At 69.4% G+C, this 24240-nt stretch carries 17 protein-coding genes; 5 read left to right on the top strand and 12 right to left on the bottom strand.

The window, feature by feature from the left end:
- Positions 1-1152, top strand: a complete 1152-nt coding sequence (locus R2J76_RS17685; protein WP_316412973.1) for an aminotransferase class V-fold PLP-dependent enzyme — start codon at positions 1-3, stop codon at positions 1150-1152.
- Positions 1153-1558: 406 nt separating this feature from the next.
- Here R2J76_RS17685 and R2J76_RS17680 read toward each other — a convergent pair whose 3' ends face one another.
- The 3 genes from R2J76_RS17680 to R2J76_RS17670 form a co-directional block, all read right to left on the bottom strand.
- A complete protein-coding gene (locus tag R2J76_RS17680; protein WP_316412972.1) occupies positions 1559-1918 on the bottom strand; it encodes a P-II family nitrogen regulator in 360 nt (119 codons plus the stop codon).
- A complete protein-coding gene (locus R2J76_RS17675; protein ID WP_316412971.1) occupies positions 1915-3570 on the bottom strand; it encodes an ammonium transporter in 1656 nt (551 codons plus the stop codon). Before R2J76_RS17675 ends, R2J76_RS17680 begins: the two co-directional genes overlap by 4 nt.
- A gap of 433 nt (positions 3571-4003) precedes the next feature.
- Entirely contained in the window at positions 4004-5533 is a 1530-nt protein-coding gene (locus R2J76_RS17670; RefSeq protein WP_316412970.1) for a sigma-54-dependent Fis family transcriptional regulator, read from the bottom strand.
- 126 nt (positions 5534-5659) lie between these two features.
- Between R2J76_RS17670 and gltB the strand changes: the two genes are divergently transcribed.
- Entirely contained in the window at positions 5660-9991 is a 4332-nt protein-coding gene (gene gltB, locus R2J76_RS17665; RefSeq protein WP_316412969.1) for a glutamate synthase large subunit, read from the top strand.
- Here gltB and R2J76_RS17660 read toward each other — a convergent pair.
- The 5 genes from R2J76_RS17660 to R2J76_RS17640 form a co-directional block, all read right to left on the bottom strand.
- Positions 9979-10434, bottom strand: coding sequence for a cache domain-containing protein (locus R2J76_RS17660; protein WP_316412968.1), 456 nt, complete (start codon positions 10432-10434; stop codon positions 9979-9981). The two genes, gltB and R2J76_RS17660, sit on opposite strands and share 13 nt — an antisense overlap.
- A gap of 85 nt (positions 10435-10519) precedes the next feature.
- A complete protein-coding gene (locus tag R2J76_RS17655; RefSeq protein ID WP_316412967.1) occupies positions 10520-12019 on the bottom strand; it encodes a SpoVR family protein in 1500 nt (499 codons plus the stop codon).
- Positions 12020-12021: 2 nt separating this feature from the next.
- Complete coding sequence (locus R2J76_RS17650) at positions 12022-13284, bottom strand: YeaH/YhbH family protein (protein WP_316412966.1); 1263 nt, start codon at positions 13282-13284, stop codon at positions 12022-12024.
- The gene (locus R2J76_RS17645) at positions 13281-15203 is read right to left on the bottom strand and encodes a PrkA family serine protein kinase (protein ID WP_316412965.1); all 1923 of its coding nucleotides are present in this window, start codon (positions 15201-15203) and stop codon (positions 13281-13283) included. Before R2J76_RS17645 ends, R2J76_RS17650 begins: the two co-directional genes overlap by 4 nt.
- Before the next feature lie 74 nt (positions 15204-15277).
- A complete protein-coding gene (locus R2J76_RS17640; protein WP_316412964.1) occupies positions 15278-15937 on the bottom strand; it encodes an NAD(P)H-dependent oxidoreductase in 660 nt (219 codons plus the stop codon).
- 107 nt (positions 15938-16044) lie between these two features.
- On the opposite strand from R2J76_RS17640, the gene R2J76_RS17635 reads away from it, so the two are divergent.
- On the top strand, positions 16045-16449 hold the full coding sequence (locus R2J76_RS17635) for a winged helix-turn-helix transcriptional regulator (RefSeq protein ID WP_316412963.1): 405 nt from the start codon (positions 16045-16047) through the stop codon (positions 16447-16449).
- A gap of 304 nt (positions 16450-16753) precedes the next feature.
- Here the strand turns inward: R2J76_RS17635 and R2J76_RS17630 are convergent, their stop codons facing one another.
- Genes R2J76_RS17630 through R2J76_RS17615 form a run of 4 tightly spaced genes read right to left on the bottom strand, consistent with a single transcriptional unit; the run spans position 16754 to position 20087 of the window.
- Positions 16754-17347, bottom strand: coding sequence for an exopolysaccharide biosynthesis protein (locus R2J76_RS17630; RefSeq protein ID WP_316412962.1), 594 nt, complete (start codon positions 17345-17347; stop codon positions 16754-16756).
- Between the two features lie 35 nt (positions 17348-17382).
- Positions 17383-17769, bottom strand: coding sequence for a DUF6982 domain-containing protein (locus R2J76_RS17625; RefSeq protein ID WP_316412961.1), 387 nt, complete (start codon positions 17767-17769; stop codon positions 17383-17385).
- 48 nt (positions 17770-17817) lie between these two features.
- The gene (locus tag R2J76_RS17620; protein ID WP_316412960.1) at positions 17818-18465 is read right to left on the bottom strand and encodes an HD domain-containing protein; all 648 of its coding nucleotides are present in this window, start codon (positions 18463-18465) and stop codon (positions 17818-17820) included.
- Positions 18462-20087: a VRR-NUC domain-containing protein gene (locus R2J76_RS17615; protein WP_316412959.1), complete on the bottom strand. Its 1626-nt coding sequence runs from the start codon at positions 20085-20087 to the stop codon at positions 18462-18464. The genes R2J76_RS17620 and R2J76_RS17615 overlap by 4 nt, the downstream gene beginning before the upstream one ends.
- 27 nt (positions 20088-20114) lie before the next feature.
- Between R2J76_RS17615 and R2J76_RS17610 the strand changes: the two genes are divergently transcribed.
- Together R2J76_RS17610 and R2J76_RS17605 are read left to right on the top strand one after the other, a co-directional pair.
- Positions 20115-21074: an MBL fold metallo-hydrolase gene (locus R2J76_RS17610; protein WP_316412958.1), complete on the top strand. Its 960-nt coding sequence runs from the start codon at positions 20115-20117 to the stop codon at positions 21072-21074.
- A 604-nt stretch (positions 21075-21678) separates the two neighbouring features.
- Positions 21679-24153: a PIG-L family deacetylase gene (locus tag R2J76_RS17605; protein WP_316412957.1), complete on the top strand. Its 2475-nt coding sequence runs from the start codon at positions 21679-21681 to the stop codon at positions 24151-24153.
- Positions 24154-24240 lie beyond the last annotated feature (87 nt).

Genomic DNA, 24240 nt, shown 5'->3' with positions numbered 1-24240 from the left:
ATGCCCGCCCTGCTTCCCAACATCGATCCCGATGGACTGATGGAATTCTCCGTGGTCTACACCGACCGCGCCCTGAACCACATGTCCAAGAAGTTCCAGCTCGTCATGCGCGAGATGGACCGCATCCTCAAGCTGGTCTACAACGCCAAGGGCGTCGCCCTGGTCCCCGGCGGCGGCACCTACGGCATGGAGGCCGTGGCCCGCCAGTTCTGCGCGGGCAAGAAGGCCCTGGTCATTCGCGACGGCTTCTTCAGCTTCCGCTGGACCCAGATCTTCGACATGGGCGCCATCCCCTCCTCCCACGTGGTGCTCAAGGCCCGCCAGGTGGGCGCCGGCAAGCAGGCCCCCTGGATCCCCACCCCCGCCGCCGAGGTGGTGGCCGCCATCGCCGCCGAGAAGCCCGCGGTGGTCATCGCCCCCCACGTGGAAACGGCCGCCGGCATCATCCTGCCCGACGACTACATCAAGACCGTGGCCGCCGCCACCCACGCCGCCGGCGGGATCTTCGTCCTGGACTGCATCGCCTCCGGCTGCATGTGGGTGGACATGGAGGCCCTGGGCGTCGACGTCCTGGTGAGCGCCCCCCAGAAGGGCTGGAGCGGCAGCCCCTGCGCCGCCATGGTCATGCTCAGCGACAGGGCCAAGGCCGTCATGGCCGAGACCACCGGTTCCAGCTTCTCCTGCGACCTGAAGAAGTGGTCGGCGATCATGGACGCCTTCCTCAAGGGCGGCCACGCCTACCACGCCACCATGCCCACCGACGCCCTGGCCAAGGACTGCGCCGTCATGCAGGAGATGGAGGCCTACGGCTTCGAGAAGCTGCGCGCCGAGCAGGCCGAGCTGGGCGCCAAGGCCCGCCAGCTCCTGGAAAGCTGCGGCCTCCCCAGCGTCGCCGCCGAAGGCTACAAGGCCCCCGGCGTCGTGGTGAGCTACACCACCGACCCCGACGTCCAGTCCGGCAAGAAGTTCCTCGCCGCCGGCCTCCAGGTGGCCTCCGGCGTCCCCCTCCAGTGCGACGAGCCGGCCGATTTCATGACCTTCCGCATCGGCCTCTTCGGTCTGGAGAAACTCCACAACATCGACCGCACCGTGGGGTACCTCGCGGCGGCGCTCAAGGAGGTCGGGCTGCGGGAGGGGGCCTCGGTCCGGTAGGCATTCCGGCCCGGTCCATCGTCCCCGCCGGGGGCCGCAGGTTGAAGGGGGGCGGTTCCCCCCAAGGCCACGACCCAGCGGGGTTCCGATCGGAGGCCCCGACCCATCGGTAGCGTGAGCAGCAAGCTGCTGCTCACGCTTGCCGTTGTCCAATGGCGATGGGTAATGGGGAAGTGGGAGGCTCCCGGACCCTGGGCCTGGACCCATCCTGGTCCTCGCCTGGATACGGGAGAGCGCTCGCAGGCAGACTGCCTGCGAGCGCTCACGGTGGGTCGGCGGGATCGGATGGAACCCGGTTGGGTCGGGGCCTTGGGGGGAACCCTACCCCTTCAACCCGCGGCCCCCGGCGGGGGCGGATGGAACGGGCCGATAGGTCCGTACTCCCGATCCCCCAGCGTCACGTCTCTCAGAACCGCATCGGGTCGGGGGTGAGGGCATCGGTGTCGGTTTCGTTGGTGCGGATGCGTACGACGCGCTCGAGGGGGCGGACGAAGATCTTGCCGTCGCCCACCTCGCCGGTGCGGGCGGCCTTGACGATGGCGTCGATGGTGATGTCGACGAAGGGTTCGGATACGGCGATGTCCAGCTGGATCTTTTCGTGGAACTCGTAGACCAGGGGGGCGCCGCGGTAGGACTCGAAGGCGACGCGCTCGCCGCCGTGGCCGGCGACTTTGAGGATGGTCATGCCGGTGACTTCCACGGCAAAGAGGGCGGTCTTCACGTCGTCGAGCTTCTCGGGGCGGACGATGGCGGTGATGAGCTTCATGACCGGGCCTCCTGGACGGCGGCGGTGGACAGGGCGGGGGCGGCGGGCCTGGGGGGGTGCTTCTCGAAGACCAGCACCGAGGAGCCGATGAGCTGGCCCTCGCCGGGGTAGGCGGGGGCGGAGACCTCGTGGAAGTCCAGGCCCTGGAGCTCCACCTCCGGCGCCACGCGCAGGCCGATGACCTTGTCGAGCACCTTGAAGAGCACGAAGCTGGCGGCGCCCACGTAGACGAGGTTGGCGGCGATACCCGCCACCTGGGCCAGGAGCTGCCGGGGGTCCCCGTAGAGGAGGCCGGTGACGCCCCCGGCGGGGCCGTTGTTGAGGCCCTGGCCGTAGGTGCCGTCGGCGAAGAGGCCCAGGGCCAGGAGGCCCCAGATGCCGTTGGCGCCGTGCACCGCGATGGCCCCCACGGGGTCGTCGATCTTCAGCGTGTTCTCAACGAAGAGCGCGGCCACGACCACCAGCACCCCGGCCACGAGGCCCACGAGGATGGCCGCGGGCGCGCCGATGAAGGCGCAGGGGGCGGTGACGGCCACCAGTCCCGCCAGGAGGCCGTTGGCGCTCATGGAGGGGTCGGGGCTGCCGTAGCGGATCCAGGTGTAGAGGTAGGCCGAGGTGGCGCCCGCGGCGGAGGCCAGCATGGTGTTCACCGCCACCACGGCGATGCGCAGATCGGTGCCGGCCAGGGTGGAGCCGGCGTTGAACCCGAACCACCCGAAGGCGAGGATGAAGCACCCCAGGAAGGCCATGGGCAGGTTGTGGCCCGGCAGGGCCTGGGCCTTGCCCTTGACGAACTTGCCCAGCCGGGGCCCGAGGATCAGGGCGCCCGTGAAGGCCATGACGCCCCCGGTGAGGTGCACCACGCCGGAACCCGCGAAGTCCACGTAGCCGTGCCCCAGGTTCAGGGTCCGGCCCAGCTGGGAAAGCCAGCCGCCCCCCCAGGCCCAGCAGGCGTACACCGGGTAGATGAGGGTCGAGCCCACGAGACCATAGATCATGAACGTGCTCAGCTTCCATCGCTCGGCCATGGCGCCCGTGGGAATGGTGAGGGCCGTGTCCATGAAGACCATCTGGAAGAGGAACATGGCGAAGGCCGACACGTCGTAGGTCTGCCCCGTGAGGAGGAACCCCCGGGTGCCGAAGAGCCCCCACACGTTGCCGTGGATCACCGGCCCCGCCAGGTGCCCCATGCTCTCCGGCGCCGACAGCACGGCCCCCGCGGCCGCGCCCGATCCCCCCATCTGGAGGGCGAAGCCGCAGACCCAGAAGCCCAGGATGCCCACCGCGTACACCATGAGGTTCATCATCATGGTGTGGGAGGCGTTCTTGGCGCGGGTGAAGCCGGTCTCCGCCAGGGCGAAGCCGGCCTGCATGAACATCACCAGGAAGCCCGCCACCAGCACCCACACGAAGTTGAGCGCCACCCGGGTCTGCCCCAGCGCCGCCCCCACCTCCTGAAGCGTGGGCTTCCCCTGCACCTGGGCCGGCACGTTCTGGATCCCCCCCGTGGCCCCTCCGCCGGGGTCCCCCGCGAAGGCCGCCGGAGCCAGGAGGAGGATGGCCAGGAGGAGCAGGCCGGCGCGCCCCAGGTTCCGCGGCGTGACACTGCCCCAGAAGCCCGAAATGGGATCGTCAAAGAAGGTTGGTTTCATGATTCCCCTCGCGCCGGGGTTTGGCCCCGTGCACTCCAGGGAGCATGCCCCATGCCAAGGTACCTGTATTTCGGATTTGTGATGTGTTAAATTAAATAAAAACAACAAATAGTGGCAAAACTCTCTTGAAGACGATTCGACAGAAATGTAATTATTCTTAATAAGAACGACAAAAATGAATCAAGTTCTCCCAATGGAAGGCTGGACCCCATCCTCCCCTTCATCCCTTCCATCGGCGTTCATCCCTGTTCCGCAGGGCCAGCCCAGGAGTGGGTCGCTCCATGGGTAACAGCACTCCGACCCATCCCAAGGCTGGCCCTGCGGAACAGGGATGAACGCCGATGCAAGGGATGAAGGGGATGAAACTGAACCCTCGATGGCAGTCCTTGCGGAATCCCGGCTTCCGGATTGGGTTGCACCGACCGTGTTGGCCCTACGCCTTGAATCTCTCCGGCGCGATCCCGTACTTCCGGGTCTTATAGTTCAGGATCCGTTCCGTGGTCTGCAGGAGCCGCGCGGCGCGGGCACGGTTGCCCCGGGCGCTCTTGAGGGCGTCCTGGATGAGGTCCCGCTCGAAGCTGCCCACGGCCTCCTCCAGGGAGGAGCCCAGGAAGGTCCCGGAGGCTTCGGCGGTCTGGAGGGTGGGGGGCAGGTGGTGGGCGTGGATGACGCCGCCCTCGCACACCAGCACGGCGCGCTCGATGCAGTTCTCCAGCTCCCGCACGTTGCCGGGCCAGTGGTAGGCCATGAGCATATCGATGGCGGAATTGGAAATGCGGCGCACGTCCTTGCCCTGGGCCACGGAGAACTTCTCCACGAAGTGGTCGGCCAGGAGGAGGATGTCGGTGGAGCGGTCCCGCAGGGGCGGCAGGAACACGTCGAAGACGTTGAGGCGGTAGTAGAGATCCTCCCGGAAGGTGCCGTCCTGGATGGCGGCCTCCAGGTTCCGGTGGGTGGCGGCCACCACGCGCACATCCACCTTCACCGCCGTCACGCCCCCCAGGCGCTCGAATTCCCGTTCCTGCAGGACCCTCAGGAGCTTCACCTGGGTGCTGGGGGACAGTTCGCCGATCTCGTCCAGGAAGAGGGTGCCGCCGTGGGCCAGCTCGAAGCGCCCGGGGCGCCTGCTGCGGGCGTCGGTGAAGGCGCCGGGCTCCACCCCGAAGAGCTCGGATTCGATGAGGGTCTCGGGCAGGGCGCCGCAGCTGACCTTCACGAAGGGCTTTTCGGACCGGGGCGACGCATAGTGGATGGCCCGGGCCACCAGTTCCTTGCCGGTGCCGGATTCGCCCCGGATGAGCACCGTGGTGCTGGCCGGGGAGGCCTGGGCCACCTGTTCATAGACCTGGCGCATCACGTGGCTGTTGCCGATGAGGTTGCGGATCTCGTAGCGCTCCTGCAGCTCGTTGCGCAGGGTGCGGTTCTCCTCCAGCAGCCGCTGGCGGTCCGCGGCGGTGAGGCGGGCCACCTTCACGGCCAGGCCGGTCATGGCGGCGGCCAGGTGGAGGATGGCGGTCTCCCGCTGGAAGGCGCGGTCCTGGCGGTAGGGCACCGCCAGGGCCAGGGTGCCCGCCGGTTTGCCGTCCAGGAAGATGGGGAGGCAGAAGAAGGACAGCTCGCCCCGGGCCCTGCGGCCCTGCACCCGGCTGCGGTTCAGGAAGAGGGGCTCCTCGCTGATCTTGGGCACCACGATGGCCTTGCCGCTTTGGTACACCATGCCCGTGAGGCCCTCGCCGGGGCGGTACTGGATGCCCTCCGCGGCGGAGGTGAAGCCGAAGGAGGCCTCGATGCGCAGGGCCCCGGTCTCCCCGTCGGCCAGGGTGATGGCGCCGCTGGCGGCCCCCAGGGCCTCCCGGAGGATCTCCAGCACCCGGGCCAGGGCCTGGCGGGTGTCCACGGCGGCCAGGGCGGCGCTGATCTCCAGGAGGGAAGCGAAGGGGTCGGTGTCCAGGGGGCGGGCCATGCTACAAAAATGTCATAGATAAAACAGCGTCGGACATTTTTGTTATCGCATTTGAAAATCGAATAGGTGGATTCGCCCCCGGGCGAGGACCATGGGGCTTCGGGATTGCGCTCGAAGGAGGCAGCCATGGAGGACCCTGACCAGGGATTGTTCGGACGACCGGCACGGGCGGAACGGGACGCCTGCGGGGTGGGGTTCGTGGCCTCCCGGACGGGGACGGCCACCCACGGGCTGCTGGAGGAGGCCCTGGGGGCCCTGGCCTGCATGGAGCACCGGGGGGCCTGTGGGGCCGATCCCCTCACCGGCGACGGGGCCGGGGTCATGACCGACATCCCCTGGGAGCTCCTGGGGTTCCGCAAGGGCGAAGTGGCCGTGGCCAGCCTCTTCCTGCCCCAGGACTACGCCCGCCGCGTGCGGAGCCTGAACGTCTTCACCTCCACCATGGAGTACCACGGCCTGGAGATCCTCACGTTCCGGGACGTGCCGGTGGATCCCACGGTGCTGGGGGAGGAGGCCGCGCGCTGCTGCCCGGCCATGGTGCACGCCATCGTCAAGCGCCCCGCCCACTGCCGCACGGACCTGGCCTTCGACCGGCTCCTCTACACCGTCAAGCAGGAGGTGCGCTCCCGGCAGTCCGACCAGGGCATCAACCACGAGTTCTTCTTCACGTCGCTCTCGGGCAGCACCATCGTCTACAAGGCCCTCACCCGCTCCGACGCCCTGGACCGCTTCTACCTGGACCTGAAGGACCCGAGGTACCGCACCCGCTTCGCGCTGTTCCACCGCCGCTTCTCCACCAACACCCGCACCTCCTGGGACAAGGCCCAGCCCTTCCGGCGCATCGCCCACAACGGCGAGATCAACACCATCGCCGGCAACCGCTCCTGGGCCCACAGCCGCGAGCGGCACATGGGCCTTCGCCGGGACCAGATCCTCACCCGCACGGGCATCAGCGACTCGGGCAGCCTCAACGAGATGGTGGAGGCCCTGCTGTACCGCAGCGCCATCCCCCACATCGAGGATATCCTGGCCATCATGATGCCGCCGGCGCCCGCGGGCGCGCGGAGCGAGTTCTACACCTTCTGGAGCCGGGCCATGGAGCCCTGGGACGGCCCGGCCATCATCCTCTACTCCGACGGCAACACCGTGGGGGCGCGGCTGGACCGCCACGGCTTCCGCCCCAGCCGGTGGGCCCTCACCGAGGAGGCCTTCTACCTCAGCAGCGAGGCCGGGGCCTTCGCCGTGGACGAGGAGCGCATCCAGCGCAAGGGGACCCTCCACGCCGGCAAGGGCGTGAAGGTGGACCTGGACACGGGCCGCGTGCACTTCCGGGACGCCAGCCTCTCCCGGGAGAACCGGGACGCGCACTTCGACGCCCGCACCCTGCCCATGCAGTCCCTGCCCTTCGAGGACGCGCCGGTGGACCTGGAGACGCGGATCCTCTTCTCCTTCACCGAGGAGGAGCAGGAGCGGCTCCTCTACCCCATGGCCGCGGAGGGGCGGGAGCCCATCGGCTCCATGGGCGACACGGCCCGGCCCAATGTCTTCTCCCTGGAGCCCAGGCCCTTCTTCGACTACTTCTACCAGAACTTCGCCCAGGTCACGAACCCGCCCCTGGACTACCTGCGGGAGGAGAACGTCACGGACCTGCGGGTGTTCCTGGGCCGCAAGCCGAACATCTTCTTCCCCAAGGATCTGCTGCCCCTGGAGCCGGCGGTGGAGGCCGCCTATCCCGTGCTGAGCCTGGGCGAGATGCGGTACCTGGAATCCCTGGCCCGGCGCACCCCCTCCACGTCCCACATCATTCCCCGCACCTTCCCCATGACCTTCCCCCGGACCGGGGGCCCCGAAGGGTTCCGGCCCGCGGTGGAGCGCCTTGTGGCCGACGTGCTCAGGGCGGTGGAGCAGCGCTGCACCGTCATCGTGCTCAGCGACCGGGACGCGGACTACGATCATCCGCCCATCCCGGGCCTCATCGCCCTGCGGGCCGTGGTGAGCGCCCTCAACCACTCGGGGCTGCGCCTGGACGCCTCCATCGTGGTGGAGACCGGGGAGGCCCGGACCCCGCACCACGTGGCGGCCCTCCTCAGCTTCGGCGCGTCGGCGGTGTGCCCTTCCCTGGCCCTGCGCATCGCCCGGGGCGACGAGCACCGGCTCCTGAAGGGCCTGGACCCGGACCAGCGGGAGCGCAATTTCGTCAAGGCCCTGGTGTCGGGCCTCCTGAAGATCCTGGCCAAGTCGGGCATCTCCGTCATCCAGAGCTACATCTCCGCCAAGCTCTTCACCGCCATCGGGCTGGGCGACGAGCTCATGGAGAAGTTCTTCCCCGGGAACGCCAGCCCCATCGGGGGCATCGGCTACCTGGAGCTGGCCGGGGATGTGCTGCAGAAGACGGCCCTGTGCCGGGAGGCCGGGGGGCGCCTGGGCAACACCTGGCAGTTCCGGGAGGACCCCCGGGGCCAGGGGGGGGAGGTGCACGCCATGACCACCGCCCGGGCCCGCCTCGTGCACCAGGCGGTGGACGGGGGCCCCGGGGCCGCCGAGGCGTGGCGGGCCTACCTGGCCGCGGGGGAGGCCTCCGCGCCCATCAGCGTGCGCCACCTCTTCGACCTCAAGCCCCTGGGCGAGCCCATCGCCCTGGAGGAGGTGGAGCCCGCGCCGGCCATCCTCGCGCGCTTCGGCGCGGGGGCCATGTCCTTCGGGGCGGTGAGCGCCGAGAGCCAGCGGGACCTCATCCTGGCCATGCGGGAGGTGGGGGGCCGCAGCAACAGCGGGGAGGGGGGGGAGAACCCCTACTACTACACGGACGGGATCACCGCCACCACCAAGCAGGTGGCCTCGGCGCGCTTCGGCGTGAACGCGGAGTACCTGGTCACGGGCCGGGAGCTGCAGATCAAGGTGGCCCAGGGCGCCAAGCCCGGGGAAGGCGGCCAGCTCATGGCCGTGAAGGTCGACGCCTCCATCGCCCGGGCCCGGTTCTCCATGCCGGGCGTGGACCTCATCTCGCCGCCCCCCCTCCACGACATCTACAGCATTGAGGATCTCAAGGAGCTCATCTACGAGCTCCGGCAGGTGCATCCCGGGGCGCTGATCAGCGTGAAGCTGGTGTCGGGGGTGGCCCTGGGCACCATCGCCGTGGGGGTGGCCAAGGCGGGCGCCGATATCCTGTACATCGCCGGCGGCGACGGCGGCACGGGGGCGGCAACCCTGGGCTCCATGAAGCACGCCGGGCTTCCGGTGGAGTTCGGCCTGGCCGAGGCCCACCGGGCCCTGGCGGAGAACGGCCTGCGCGGCCAGGTGGAGCTGCGCGCCGACGGCGCGCTCCTCACGGGCCGGGACATCGTGGTGGCCGCCCTCCTGGGGGCGGAGGGCTTCGATTTCGGCAAGCTCCTCCTGGTGGCCGAGGGCTGCATCATGGCCCGGGTGTGCGAGAAGAACACATGCCCCGCGGGCATCGCCACCCACGACCCCAAGTACAAGGCCCGGTACCGGGGCTCCAAGGACCAGGTGGTGCGGCTCCTGCGGCACCTGGCCGAGGACGTGCGCGCCCAGCTCGCGGCCATGGGCGCCCGGACCCTGGGGGAGCTGGCCGGGCGCACCGATCTCCTGGCCACCTCCGCCCGCCATGCGGAGTGGCTCAGCCAGCGCAAGCTCCACCTGGACCGCTTCCTGGTGCCCCCCACGCCCTTCCGGGCCCGGGGGGCCGGCGCCGGCGGGGAGGAGGTCTCGCCCCTGAACCGGCGCATCCTGGAGGATGCCCTGAAGGGCGGAGGCGAAGCCCTCGCCTACCCCATCTCCACCCGGGACCGGGCCGTCCTGGCCACCCTCAGCGGCCGCATGGCCACGCCCGGTTCGGCGCCCCTGGGGCCCTTCCGCTTCACCTTCCAGGGCAGCGCGGGCCAGGGCTTCGGGGTCTTCCTGGTGGACGGCATCGAGGCGGTGCTCTTCGGCGAGGGCAACGACTCCGTGGCCAAGGGCATGGGCGGGGGCCGCATCGTGGTGCGCCCCTGGGCCCGGTCCAGCTTCGCCCCGGAGGAGAACGCCATCATCGGGAACTGCGCGCTCTACGGCGCCACCGGAGGCACCCTCCACGTGCACGGCCTGGCCGGGGACCGCTTCGCCGTGCGCAACAGCGGCGCCACCGCCGTGGCCGAGGGGGCCGGGCTCCACGCCTGCGAGTACATGACCCGGGGCACCGTGGCCTTCCTGGGCCGCATCTCCGGCAACGCGGGGGCCGGCATGACGGGCGGGAAGATCTTCGTGGACCGCCAGTACGAGGCCTGCGTGAACGCCAACTACGTGCGGGCCGAAGCCCTGGACGAGGCCGACGCCCTGGAATTCCGGCTGCTGCTGGAGGACTACGCGGGCACCACCTCGAGCCGCACCGCCCTGGCGCTGCTGGAGGACTGGGGCCGGACCCGGGAGCGGTTCGCGAAGTTCGTGCCCTACCGCTTGTAGATGCCGCAACCGAAGATGAGGCCCTCGTGGAGTTCCACGTACGAGGTCTTCATCAGCACCTTGCCGGTGACCGGGTCGGGGTACTTGTAGTCCACCCAGCCCTTGCCCTTGTTCTTGGCCACGGACAGCATCTCCTGGATGATCATCTTGCCGTCGGGGTCCTTCAGGCCGATGCGGTTCTTGCCGACCAGTTCCACGGAATTGAAGCCGATGGCCTTGCAGATGCCGGCCTGGTCATACACGAAGAGGTACATCTCGCCGCCGGAGCCCACGTGGAAGACCCCGTTGCCCTGGTTGGTCTGCTGGATGAGCTTCTCGATGCCGTGGGTCTTGGCGTAGCCGACGGCCCGTTTCACCAGGGATTCCGCCTGGGCGGGGGTGGGGGACTGGGCGGAGGCCATGAGGCAGGGGAGGACGGCCGCGATGAACGGGGAGAACCGCATGGGAACCTCCAGAAGGGGATGGGTTTGGGGAACTGCATGACTCTAACCACCCTTTCGGGAAAAAGGAAACACCTTTCCGGGGGTTTCAATCCCTGCGCCTGCGTTCCCCGAGCTTGATGCCCAGGACCCGGGTCTCGCCGGCGCCGTCCCGTTCCTCCAGGCGCACCGTGAAGCCCCACAGGTAGGCCATGTGCTCCAGCACCGCCTCGAAATCCGGGGCCAGGGGCAGGCCCCGGGGGTTGGCGTAGCTCAGGGTGAGGGTGCGGTCGCCGCGCAGGTCCACGCTCCACACCTGGATGTTGGGTTCGCGGCTGCCCAGGTTGTACTGGTCCGCCAGGGAGCGGCGCAGCTCCTCGTAGCCGGTGTCGTCGTGGATGGGGCCGATGCGGAGGCGGGCCGCCTTGTCGTCGTCCACCACCGCGAAGAACCGGAATTCCCGCATGAGCCGCGGGGAGAGGAACTGGGCGATGAAGCTCTCGTCCTTGAAGTTGTGCATGGCGAAGGGCAGGGTCTCCCGCCAGGGCGAGCCCGCCAGGTCCGGGAACCAGCGGCGGTCCTCCGGGGTGGGGGCCTCGCAGATGCGGCGCAGGTCCCGCCACATGGCGAAGCCCAGGGCGTAGGGGTTCACGCCCGAGTACCAGGAGCTGTTGTAGGGGGGCTGGTGGATGACGCTGGTGTGGGAGTGGAGGAACTCGAACATGAACCCGTCCCCCACGCTGCCCTCGTCGTACAGCGCGTTGAGGAGGGTGAAGTGCCAGAAGGTGGCCCACCCCTCGTTCATGAGCTGGGTCTGGCGCTGGGGGTGGAAGTACTGGGCCACCTTGCGCACGATCCTCACGATCTCCCGCTGCCAGGGTTCCAGGAGCGGGGCGTTCTTCTCGATGAAGTAGAGGAGGTTCTCCTCCGGCTCCCGGGGGAAGCGCTCCTCCTCCTCGGGCTTCTCCCTTGCGGGGCGGGGCGGGAGGGTCCGCCACAGCTCGTTCACCTGGGCCTGGAGGTAGGCTTCGCGCTCCTTCTGCCGGACCCGCTCCTTGGTGAGGGAGAGCCTCGGGGACCTCCGGTACCGGTCCACCCCCAGGTTCATGAGGGCGTGGCACGCGTCCAGCAGGCGCTCCACGGTGTCCTGGCCGTGGCGCTCCTCGCACCGGGCGATGTAGTCCCGGGCGAAGACCAGGTAGTCGATGATCGTGGAGGCGCTGGTCCACTGGCGGAACAGGTGGTTGCCCTTGAAGAACGAGTTGTGGCCGTAGGCGGCGTGGGCGATGACCAGGGCCTGCATGGTCAGCGTGTTCTCCTCCATGAGGTAGGCGATGCACGGGTCGGAGTTGATGACGATCTCGTAGGCCAGGCCCATCTGGCCGCGCCGGTAGCGGTTCTCGGTGGCCAGGAAGTGCTTGCCGAAGGACCAGTGGTGGTAGTTCACGGGCATGCCCGCCGAGGCGTAGGCGTCCATCATCTGGTGGGAGCTGATGATCTCCAGCTGGTGGGGGTAGGTCTCCAGGCCGAAGCCCCGGGCGAGGCGGCCGATGGCGTCGTCGTAGGCCGCGATGGACTCGAAGGTCCACTCCGATCCGCCCGGGAGCACGGCTACACCCGCTTCCGGAAGAGGTCGTGGAAGACGGGATAGATGTCGGTCACCTCCCGGATGCGGCGCATGGCGAAGGTCTCGGGGTGGCCGGGCAGGAGGGTCTCGTACTCCCGCCAGAGCACCTGGGGCGAGTCGGCGATCTCGATGTAGGCGAAATGCTGGACCTGGGGCAGGATGGATTCCGCCAGCAGATCGCGGCTGGGCTCGGAGTCGTCGGACCAGTTGTCGCCGTCCGAGGCCTGGGCGCCGTAGAGGTTCCAGAGGCCCGGGGGGAAGCGCTCGGCGGCGATGTCCCGCATGAGCCGGAGGGCGCTGGAGACGATGGTGCCGCCGGTCTCCCGGGAATGGAAGAACCGCTCCTCGTCGACCTCCTCGGCGGAGGTGTGGTGGCGGATGAAGACCACCTCGATGCGCTCGTAGTTCCGCTTCAGGAAGAGGTACAGCAGGGTGAAGAACCGCTTGGAGATGTTCTTCTTGGCCTCGTCCATGGACCCGGAGACGTCCATGAGGCAGAACATCACGGCCTGGGTGGTGGGCTGGGCCACCCGCACGCGGTTGTTGAAGCGCAGGTCGTAGGTGTCGATGAAGGGCACCGCCGCGAGCCTGCGGCCCAGGCGGTCCAGTTCCGCCAGGAGCCCCCGGACCTCGGGGCTGTCCTCCCCGTGGAGGCGCCGGGCCTCGGCCAGGGCCTCCTCCAGTTCCCTCCGCCGGTCCGCGAAGGGGCCGCGGGTGGCGATGCGCCGGCCCGTGGCGCCACGCATGGTGCGCACCAGATTGAGGTTGGTGGGGACGCCGGTGTGGGTGTGGCCGGCGCGCACGTTGCGGAACTCCGTGAGGCTGGCCAGGTGGCGCTTGACGAGGTTGGGCAGGGCCAGCTCCTCGAAGAAGAAGTCCAGGAACTCGTCCCGGGAGATGGCGAATTCGAAGGCATCCTCCCCCTCGCCGTCGGGGCTCGCGCGCCCTCCCTGGCCGCCCTGGCCCCCCGCGGGGGGCCGCTCCACCTCGTCGCCGGTGCCGAAGCGGTCGTTGCCTGCGTGGACCCGCTCCCGCCGGCCTCCGGGCCCGTGGCCGAACTGGGGTTCGGCGATGTCCCTGCCCGGGATGCGGATCTTCTTGCCGGAATCCATGTCCTTGATCCCGCCGTGGTCCAGGATGTCCGACACGGCCTGCTTGATCTGCCCGCGGAACCGCCGCAGGAACCGCGTCCGGTTCACGGAGCTGCGGTTCTTGCTGTCGAAGCGGCGGTCGATGATCTGGATCATGACGATTTCCGCACGCGCAGGTACCAGTCGCAGAGCAGCCGCACCTGCTTTTCCGTGTAGCCCTTGGCGACCATGCGCTCCACGAAGTCCCGGTGCTTCTTCTGATCGTCGGTGTTGGCCTTGGTGTTGAAGGAGATGACCGGGAGCAGTTCCTCCGTGTTGGAGAACATCTTCTTCTCGATGACGGCCCGCAGCTTCTCGTACGAGGTCCAGGACGGGTTCCGGCCGTCGTGCTTGGCCCGGGCCCGCAGGACGAAGTTGACCACCTCGTTGCGGAAATCCTTGGGATTGGAGATCCCGGCGGGCTTCTCGATCTTTTCCAGTTCGTTGTTGAGGGCTGCTCGGTCGAGCATTTCTCCGGTGTTGGGGTCCCGGAATTCCTGGTCCTGGATCCAGAAGTCCGCGTAGTTCACGTACCGGTCGAAGATGTTCTGCCCGTATTCCGAATAGCTCTCCAGGTAGGCGGTCTGGATCTCCTTGCCGATGAATTCGGCGTACCGGGGGGAGATGAACTCCTTGAGGGTGCGCAGGTACTGCTCCTCCACGGCCCCGGGGTACTGCTCCTGCTCGATCTGCTGCTCCAGCACGTACATGAGGTGGACGGGGTTGGCCGCCACCTCCCGGTGATCGAAGTTGAAGACCTTGGAGAGGATCTTGAAGGCGAAGCGGGTGGAGAGCCCGGTCATGCCTTCGTCGACCCCGGCGAAGTCCCGGTACTCCTGGTAGCTCTTGGCCTTGGGATCGGTGTCCTTGAGGTTCTCCCCGTCGTAGACCCGCATCTTGGAGTAGATGCTGGAGTTCTCCGGCTCCTTGAGGCGGCTGAGCACCGAGAACTGGGCCAGCATGCGCAGGGTGTCCGGGGCGCAGGGGGCGTGGGCCAGGGAGGAGTTGTCCAGGAGCTTCTGGTAGATGCGCATCTCGTCCGTGACCCGGAGGGTGTAGGGCACCTTCACGATGTAGATGCGGTCCAGGAAGGCCTCGTTGTTCCGGTTGTTCTTGAAGGTCAGCCACTCCGCCTCGTTGGAGTGGGCCAGGATGAGGCCGTCGAAGGGGATGGCCCCGAAGCCTTCGGTGCCCTTGTAGTTGCCCTCCTGGGTGGCGGTGAGGAGGGGGTGGAGCACCTTGATGGGGGCCTTGAACATCTCCACGAACTCCAGCATGCCCCGGTTGGCCAGGCACAGGCCGCCGGAGTAGGAGTAGGCGTCGGGATCGTTCTGGGAGTAGGTCTCCAGCTTCCGGATATCGATCTTGCCCACCAGGGAGGAGATGTCCTGGTTGTTCTCGTCGCCGGGCTCGGTCTTGGAGACGGCGATCTGGCTCAGCACGGAGGGGCGCAGCTTGACCACCCGGAACCGGGTGATGTCGCCGCCGTACTCCTGCAGGCGCTTCACGGCCCAGGGGCTCATGATGGACGTGAGGTAGCGCCGGGGGATCCCGTAGTCCCCCTCCAGGATGGGCCCGTCCTCCCCGGGGTTGAACAGGCCCAGGGGGGATTCGTGCACCGGGGATCCCTTGATGGCGTAGAAGGGGACCTTCTCCATGAGGGCCTTGAGCTCCTCGGCCAGCGAGGACTTGCCGCCCCCCACGGGCCCGAGGAGGTAGAGGATCTGCTTCTTCTCCTCCAGCCCCTGGGCGGCGTGGCGGAAGTAGGAGACGATCCCCTCGATCACCTCCTCCATTCCGTAGAATTCCTTGAAGGCCGGGTAGATCCGCACCACCTTGTTGGCGAAGATGCGGCTGAGGCGCTCCACGGAGCGGGTATCCACCAGCTCCGGCTCCCCGATGGCGCTCAGGAGCCGTTCGGCGACGCTGGCGTAGGCCGAGGGATCCTTCCTGCACAGATCCAGGTATTCCTGGAGGCTCATCTCCTCGGCGACTGCGGATTCGTAGCGGCTCTGGTACTGGTGGAAGATCGACATGGGTCCACCTCCAATGAAGGTTTCGGACCAGCCACCCTACACCATTAGGGCTTCTTTGGGAAATCGGCCCCGGATCAGCGGTGGTTGATCACTTCGGCTTCGGGGAAGCGCACCTTGGGCAGTTCCGCGTACTTGTCGCCGGCGGCCCGATAACCAGCCGGGCAGGCAACGATGGTGCGGTAGCCGGTGCCCGCCAGGCCCAGGATCTCGTCGTACTGGGCGGCGTCCAGGCCTTCCATGGGGCAGGTGTCCACGCCCAGGAGGGCGGCGCTGGTCATGAAGTTGCCCAGGGCGATGTACGCCTGCCGGGCGGCCCAGGCGTCGATGGTGGCGGCCCGGGGGCCGGACACGAGGTTGCCCACCATCATGCTGCGGTAGGCGGCCAGGGATTCGGGGGTCTGGTGGCGCACCTCGGCGACGCGCTCCAGGAAGTGGTCCACATCGGCCTCGGTGAGGGTCTCCTTGGCCAGGAAGACCACCAGGTGGGACGCGTCCTCCACCTGCCCCTGGCCCCAGGACACCGCCTTCAGGCGGGCGCGCAGGGCGGGGTCCTGGATGACCAGGAACTTCCAGGGCTGGAGGCCGAAGGAGCTGGGGGAGAGCACCAGGGACTTCTCCAGGGCCGACCACACGGCGGCGGGGATCTTGCGGCTGGGGTCGAACTGCTTGGTGGCGTAGCGCCACTCCTGCACCTTGAGGAGGTCTTCGGGGGAGAGGACGGTGGCTGTGGTCATGGGGGCTCCTTCGGATTCGGGGGTTGCGGCCCGGACGGCCGTAGCACAAACTTAAGCATGCCACTCTCCATTGGAAAGTAGGCACTATTTCGGAAGGTAGGCACCCCATGGTTCGTAATGCGTGCGGCATGGCCCCCAACGTCCTCAGCTCCCAGTGCCCCACCCGCCTGGTGCTGGACCTCATCGCCGACAAGTGGACGACGCTGGTGATCTACCTGCTCTCCAAGGGCACGCGGCGGTACGGGGAACTCCAGCGGGAGGTGGGCGGCATCAGCCAGAAGATGCTCACCCAGACCCTGCGCAAGCTGGAGGAGGACGGCCTGGTGCGCCGCGTCGTCTACCCCGAGGTCCCCCCCCGCACCGAGTACTCCCTCACCGAACTGGGCACCACCCTGAGGGAGCCCCTGGGAGCCCTCTGCCAGTGGGCCATGGTCCACCTCCCCGACGTGGAGAAGGCCCGCAAGGCCTCCCAGCGTCAGCGCGCCAAGGTCCTGGAATCCCGTTCGGCGTAGGGTGTGTCGGGAAACCCGAGGTCATGAATCGCTAGGCTGGTTTCGATGATCTGCCTTCAGCTTTGACCTGGCCTTCCTTATCCTGCCTTTTCCCCTGGATCCCTTTTATCCCCGTTTGAACTTTGCTGGGAGTTGTCGCCACCTTTGGGTCGAGGACGTCGAGTGACGTGCGCTCCGTCCCACCTCTGCGTCAGCCCTGCGGAAACCGGGATGAACGCCGATTGATGGGATGAAATGGGATACGTTCAATCTGGAACAGCCCCTTCATCACGGATTCAAGGCAGCCAGGGTTCGCCGACACGCGCTAGTTCACCAACCCCCGGATGGCCTTGGCGATGCGGAAGGCGAGGTTGGCCGACAGGGCGAAGTAGAGGGTGGTGCCGAGGCTCGCGAAGGTGGCGGCCCAGGCCCAGTCCTGGCGCTGCTCCATGACCGCGGCCCCCAGGAGGCAGAGGACGGCGGCGGGGATGATGTTGGCGAAGGGCAGGGGCACCGGCAGGGCCAGGAGGAAGCCCGTCCACACCAGGGCGGCGCCCATCCACCTGCGGCTCAGGGGGTGCCTTTCCGCGGTGCGGCTGGACCAGCGCAGCAGCAGCCCCTCCAGCCGCGCCAGGGCGTGCTTGACGGCGCCCTTGTGGATGGGCAGGGCGAGGATGCGCTGGGGCACCCAGGGGTGGGGGACGCCTTTGCCCAGCTGGTAGCCGATGGCCATCACGGCCGCGCCCCCCACGGGGGCCAGGCCGGTGTTGAGGGCCGGCACCAGGCTGGGCAGGGCCAGCAGCAGGATCAGGAGGCCGTAGGACTGCTCCCCGGCGGCGTCCAGGAGTTCCCCCAGGCGCACGTCCCGGTCATGATCCAGGAGATCATGGAGAACCGAGAAGAGGGGACGGGGGGTCATCGCCCTCCAGGCTACTGTGCCGGGGCGCCGGAACGCTACAACAGGCTGATGCTGCTGGTGGCCGAGGTGATGATGAAGGCCCGCTCCGTGTTGGACTTCTTGTCCGCGGGCACCACGAAGAAGCCCGTCCGTCCGGGGGTGTAGGCCTGGGTGGTGCCCATCAGGGTCTCCCCATCCTTGAATTCCACGCGGATCCGCCGCCCCGGGCTCATGTCCCCGGGGTGGAAGATGTTGGACTTGGCGTGGCCCAGGTCGCCCTCCAGGTCCTTCACGAAGAAGAGCCCCTTCAGTTCCGATATCAGGACCTCCAGGGCCGGCGCCCCCTCCACCACCAGGTGGAACCGGTCCTTGTTGGGGAGGAAGTCCACGGTGAGGCCCTTGGCCACGGTGCCGTTCAGGAAGTGGGCGACCACCTTGTTCATGGAGCCTCCGGATGGGGGACCTGGGGGTTTGCGAACTAGTCTGGCAGGTCAGTCAAGGAGCTCCCGCTCCAATTGTGCCAGGAAGAGGGCAAGCACCCTTGTCCTGCGGCGGGCCATGCGCCGGCCCTCGCCGGTGGTCATGAGGTCCGGCAGGCGCATGAGCTTGAGGGGAAAGTGATCCACCGAATAGAGCCGGTCGTCCAGGGGCCGCCCGGAGCGGCCCAGGGGATCCCCGGCTTCCCAGAGGGCCGTGCCCATCTTGCCGCCGGTGTAGAAGCACCGGGCCAGGCCGATGGCCCCCAGGGCCTCGAGGCGGTCGGCGTCCTGCAGGATGCGGGCCTCCAGGGTCGCGGGGGGGATGCCGGCGGAGTAGCTGTGGGCCTCGATGGCATGCGCCGCCGCCCGGGTCCGGGCGGGATCGAAGCCCAGGTCCTCCAGGAGGGGCACGGCCTTTTCCGCCGAGAGGCGCGAGGCCTGGGAACGCAGCGGCGAATCCTTGGGCGGGTTCACCAGGTCGTGGAGGTAGGCCGCGGCCAGCAGCACCAGCAGATCGGCGCCGGGCTCGGCCGCGGCGATCTTCCGGGCCGAACGCCATACCCGGCGCAGGTGGTGCACGTCGTGGGCTCCGTCCCCGCCGGGGAGGGCGGCCCAGAAGGCCTCGAAGCGCTCCTGCCAAACGGTGAGTTCGTGGGTCATGGGGATCCTCCAGGGGAGGAGGGGGCGCCCTCCTCCAGGTAGCTCACCCACGCGACCCGGGCATCCAGGCCCGCGCGGTTGAAGAGGGCCAGCCAGCGCTCCTGCTCGGGGCGGAGGGCATCCCCCGGGCCCTTGACCTCCCAGAGCATGCACCGGCCGTCCCGGTGCAGGAAGAGGTCCGGGAAGCCGCTGCGGAAGGCCGCGGGGTTGGGGGCCATGGCCCGCAGGAAGGCCAGGAGCGCGGCCTGGGGCAGGGTGTCCAGGGCCGCCTCCAGATGGCCCGGGGCCAGGGCCTTCCAGTTCACGAAGGCGTTGGCCACGCCCCGCTTTTCCGCCGCGCGGGCCAGGATCAGGCGCCGGGGGGCGCCGGGCGCCTCCAGTTCGGCAAGGCGCGCGGCGATGGCCCCCCGCCGGGCCTGGGCGAACCCCGGCGTGCGCAGGTCCGCGGGGCCCAGCTGGAACCGGTGCTGGAAGGCCCCGGGCACCGGCGCGAAGATCACGTCCCAGAAGGCTAGGCCGTAGAGGGCCGTCCAGAGGGCGTTCTCGGTCCAGAACCCCTCCCACCCCGAGGCTTCCAGGGCGGCCTGCTCCACGGACCCCGACGGGTGCCGGGGGACCCGGAGCCGCACTTCCGGCAGGGGCGGGTCGGGGGGGTGGGTCTCGGCCCAGAGCGCCGCGCGGGGATCGTGCCGGGCGAGCCTGGCCAGGAACCTCCGCGCGAACCGCTCCTCGCCCACGTCCAGGGGGGCCTCGGCCATGGCCAGGGCCGTTTCCGCCGCCAGGGCGGATTCGCCCCGGGCATGGTGGATGCGGGCCATGCGCTCCCGGGCCGGGGGCAGGGCGCAGCGCCGGAGACAGGCCAGGGCCTCCTCCGGCGAGCCCCGCCGTTCCCATTCCCGCCCCACGTCGCCCAGGAGGCGGTGGTAGCGCCGCTGCACCCGGAGGCCCGGGCAGTGCTCCATGGCCAGGAGGCTGCCGGTGATCCCCTCCAGATCCTCTCCGGCCTCCAGGGCGGTGCGAAGCCCGTCCAGGGAGAGGAGGCGGTCCACCTCCTGCCGGCTCCCGAAGGCCCTGCAGGCGGGGTCCACCTCGTAGGCCTCGTACCGCACATGCCCCAGCTCGGCCAGGACGAAGTCCGTGAGGTCCTGCTCGAGGTTGCCGAAGAACAGCAGGAACAGGAGCCGCGCCCAGTCCCGGCCCCGGGGAGCCACCGCGTCGGCCGCGTCGCGCAGAAGGGCCTCCGGCACGCGACTCGCCAGCGCCTCCCGGCCCTCGGCGCGCCGGAAGGGGATGCCGGCGGCCTCCAGGAGGGCCTCGAGCTCGGGTTTGCGCAGGAGGCCGGCCAGTTCGGCGGCGGTGGCCTCCTCCGGACCCGCCAGGAAGCCCGCCGCGGCCAGGGCCTCCAGGGCGCCCGGGCCGATCTCCGGGTAGGCCAGGGCGCCGGGGCGGAACCAGGGGCCCTTGCGCGTGAGCATGCGCACGTAGAGCCGCCGGGCGTCCCCGGGCAGGGACCGGAAGGCCTCCAGGCGCGCCCTTTCCTCCGGGAGGAGCAGGTCCCCGCACCGGGAACGCACATCCTCCAGCACGCACTGGAAATTCACGAGATAGTAGGGGTCCTCCATGGAGCGATTCTCCCTGAAAGTTCCGAGATGAAGAACCCCGATCTCCCCACCATCCGCCACGGCTACTGCGGGAACACCTTCCGCCAGGGCCGGTTCCAGGAACGCTACATGTCCACCGTGGGCCGTTCCTTCTGGCCCGTGCTCGCGTGGAAGCTATCCCGGAACCCCAAGGCCCGGGAGAAGCGCGAGGACGATTTCCGGCTCGCCGTGAGGCCCCTGGACGCCGTCCCCGAAGGGGACTGCCTCGTGTGGCTGGGGCACGCGTCCTTCCTCCTGAGGGCCGCGGGCCGGACCCTGCTCCTGGACCCCGTGCTCAAGGGCCCGCGCTTCCTGAAGCGCCTGGCCGCGGTGCCCCTGGACGTGGCCGGGGTGGAGGTGGACTACGTCCTGGTCTCCCACGGCCACTACGACCACCTGGACCTCCCGACCCTGCGGAGCCTTTCGGGCCCCCGCCTCACGGCCCTGGTGCCCCTGCGCCTGGGGGCCCTGGCCCGGGAGGGCAACCCGGCCATGGCGGTGCAGGAGGCCGGGTGGTACCAGCGCTTCGAGACCGGGCCGGACCTGCGGATCACCCTCCTCCCCGCCCAGCACTGGCACCGCAGGGGCCTCACCGACCACAACGCCGCCCTCTGGGGAAGCTTCCTGGTGCAGTGGGGCTCCAGGTCCCTCTACTTCGCCGGCGACACCGGCTACAACGGCCACTTCCGGGAGATCCGGGAGCAGGTGGGCCCCGTGGATCTCGCCCTCCTCCCCATCGGCGCCTACGACCCCCCCAGCCTCATGCGCCCCAGCCACCTGAACCCCGAGGAGGCCCTCCAGGCCTTCGACGACCTCGCTGCCGGAACCCTCGTCCCCATGCACTACGGCACCTTCGACCTCTCCGACGAACCCCGGGGCGAACCCCTGCGCAGGCTGCTGGCGGGAGCCGGGGCGCGCTCCATCCGCCCCCTGGACGTGGGCGAGATCCTCCCCCTCCAATTCGACTAGGCAGGCGCCCGTGTCCCGGACCGGCGCCACGGATTCGCCGACACAGGCAAGCTGCGTCAGCGCAAAGCTCTCCGATTCAGGTCAGGGGGGAGTGTTGCCACACTCCGGCTTCGTTGGGCAATGGGGCCATCCGCCAGCCCGAAGCTCCCCGGAGGGACCTATGTCCATGCGTCACGCTGCGAGTTTCCCGCGGTGGAAACCGGTTTCGCGCCGACGCTGACCGGTCCGCGCCATTCGCAATCCCCTGGAATCGCCCCGATCCCTCCGTCCTCAACCTCGATTCAATGCGGCTCCCGCCCCAGCTGATCAACGTCGGCGCGACCCGGTAGCCACCCCGGGAAACTCGCAGCTTGTCCCCGGGACATAGGCCCCTCCGGGGAGCCTCCGCCTTCCAAACTCACGCAAGGCCCAACGAAGCCGGAGCGTGGCAACACTCCCCCCCAACCTACCCCCGTGAGCTTTGCGCTGACGCAGCTTGCCTGCGTCAGCGAATCAGTGGCGAAAGTCCGGGACACGTACGACCCCCCCCCACGGTTTTTCAGCCCTAGGGGAGGAAATTTGACTATTCTGGTCGGGAACGTATTTGATAAGCCAGGACGGCCCCATGACCCGCCTCTTTTTCCCTGCGACCCACTGTTCCTTGGCGATCCTGGCGGCCTGCGGCCCGCAGGCCTTCGCGCAGCCCGAACCGGTGCGGGACGCGGCGGCGCTGCAGGTGCTCCTGGACAAGCTGCAGGTGCTGGGGACGGTGCTGTACGTGGCGGCCCACCCGGACGACGAGAACACGGCGGCCCTGGCGGCCTTCTCCCAGGGGGCCAAGGTCCGCGCGGCCTACCTCTCCATGACCCGGGGCGGGGGGGGACAGAACCTCATCGGGCCCGAACTGGGAGACGGGCTGGCCCTCATCCGCACCCAGGAGCTCCTGGCGGCGCGCCACCTGGACGGGGCCGAGCAGTACTTCACCCGCTGCGTGGATTTCGGCTTCTCCAAGACTCCGGCGGAGACCCTTTCCATCTGGGGCCACGACGCGGCCCTGGCGGACGTGGTGTGGGTGGTGCGCAAGCTCAGGCCCGACGTCATCCTCACCCGCTTCTCCCCCACCCTGGGCACCACCCACGGCCACCACACGGCTTCGGCGATGCTGGCGCTGGAGGCCTTCCGGGCCGCGGCGGACCCCCGGGCCTTCCCCGAGCAGCTGGAACGGGTGGGGGTCTGGCAGGCCCGGCGCATCCTCTGGAACAGCTTCCGCCCCCAGGCGGAACGGGACGCCATGAAGCCGGGCTCCTGGCTGACCCTGGACGTGGGCGCCTACGACCCCTTGCTGGGCAAGTCCTTCACGGAACTGGCGGCGGAGAGCCGGAGCATGCACCGGAGCCAGGGCTTCGGCGCCGTGCCCAGCCGGGGCTCCCGCCTGGAATACTTCGAACCCCTGGCCGGGGAGCCCGCCAAGGCGGACTTCTTCGAGGGCGTGGACCTCACCTGGGGCCGGGTGAAGGGCGGGGAGGAGGTGCGCGCGCTCCTGGCCCAGGCCCGCGCCGCGTACCGGCCCGAACGCCCCTCCGGAATCCTGGGCCTGCTCCTCCAGGCCAAGGCGGCCCTGGAGAAGGTGCCCGCCGATCCCTGGGTGGACGTGAAGCGGGGCGAGATCGTGGAGGCCATCCGCTGCGCGGCGGGGCTGTGGGCCGAGGCCATCGCCGAGCGCCCCATGGGCTGCCCCGGGGAGGCGGTGCCCGTGACGGCCACCCTCGTGGCCCGGGGAAGCGGCGCCGTTTCCATCAAGGGCCTGATCCTGGACGGCACCTCCCTGGACCTGGACCGCAGGCTGGCCCCCAACGAGCCCCTGGCCGAGACCCGGGCCCTGCGCATCCCCGGCGGAATGGCCCCGTCCCGCCCCGCGTGGCTGGGGGCCGGGGCCGCGCCGCCCTCCCCGCTGGCGGGGCTCCCCGAAGGCCCCGCGGCCTTCCAGGCCACCTTCCGCCTGGAGGCCGAAGGGGTGGCCTTCGACCTGCGGGTGCCGGTGCAGTACCGCTTCCGGGACCCGGTCCTGGGCGAGCGGTACCAGGCCTTCACCGTGGCGCCCCCGGTGACGGTGAACCTCGCCGACCCGGTCCAGATCCTGGGGGACGCCGCCCCCCGCGCCGTCACCCTCGACGTGGCGGCGGGCCGGGGCCCGGTGTCAGGGTTGGTGCTGCTCCAGCCCCCCCCGGGCTGGAAGGCCGAACCCGCCGAGATCCCCTTCTCCCTGGCCCGGGCCGGGGAGGAGCGCAAGGTGGTCACGACCCTCACGCCCCCCCCGGGGCCGGGCACGGGGACCCTGGAGATCGCCGTGGCCCTGGACGGCGCCACCCAGCCGGCCCTTTCCCGGGTGCGCATCGACTACCCGCACATCCCCATCCAGACCTACTATCCCGCCGCCCGCGCGCGCCTGGCGCGCCTGGACCTCAAGCGCGGCGGCTCCCGCATCGGGTACGTCATGGGTTCGGGCGACGAGATCCCCCGCACCCTGAGGCCCCTGGGCTACCAGGTGGACCTGCTTTCCGACGAGGACCTGGCGGGGGGCGACCTGGACGCCTTCGACGCCATCGTCGTGGGCATCCGCGCCTTCAACACCCGGCCCCGCCTGGCCCAGCTCAAGGGCCGGCTCCTGGACTACGTGGCCCGGGGCGGCACCGAGGTGGTGCTCTACGCGGTGGACCAGGGCCTGGTGACCCTGGAGCTGGGACCCTACCCCTTCAAGGTCTCCCGGGACCGGGTCACGGAGGAGGCGGCGCCGGTGAAGCTCCTGGTTCCGTCCAGCCCCGTGCTGAACTGGCCCAACCGGATCACCGCCGAGGACTTCGAGGGCTGGGTTCAGGAGCGGGGGCTGTACTACGCCCGGGACTGGGACCCCCGCTACCAGGCCGTCCTGGCCTCCGCCGACGCGGGCTCGGAGCCGCTGGCGGGGGGGCTGCTCGTGGCGAGCCACGGCAAGGGGCACTTCGTCTACACCGGGCTGGCCTTCTTCCGGCAGCTCCCCGACGGGGTGCCCGGGGCCTACCGGCTCTTCGCGAACCTCCTGGCCCTGAAGACCGCGCCATGAACGAGCCGCCCCCCGTCCTGGGCCGCTGGTCCCGCCTCTACGGCCTGGTGCTCCTGAACCTGGCGCTCTGCATCCTGCTGTTCCGGC

This window comes from Mesoterricola silvestris (assembly GCF_030295405.1).
Taxonomy (GTDB): domain Bacteria; phylum Acidobacteriota; class Holophagae; order Holophagales; family Holophagaceae; genus Mesoterricola; species Mesoterricola silvestris.
This window is presented reverse-complemented; position numbering and strand designations above follow the sequence as displayed.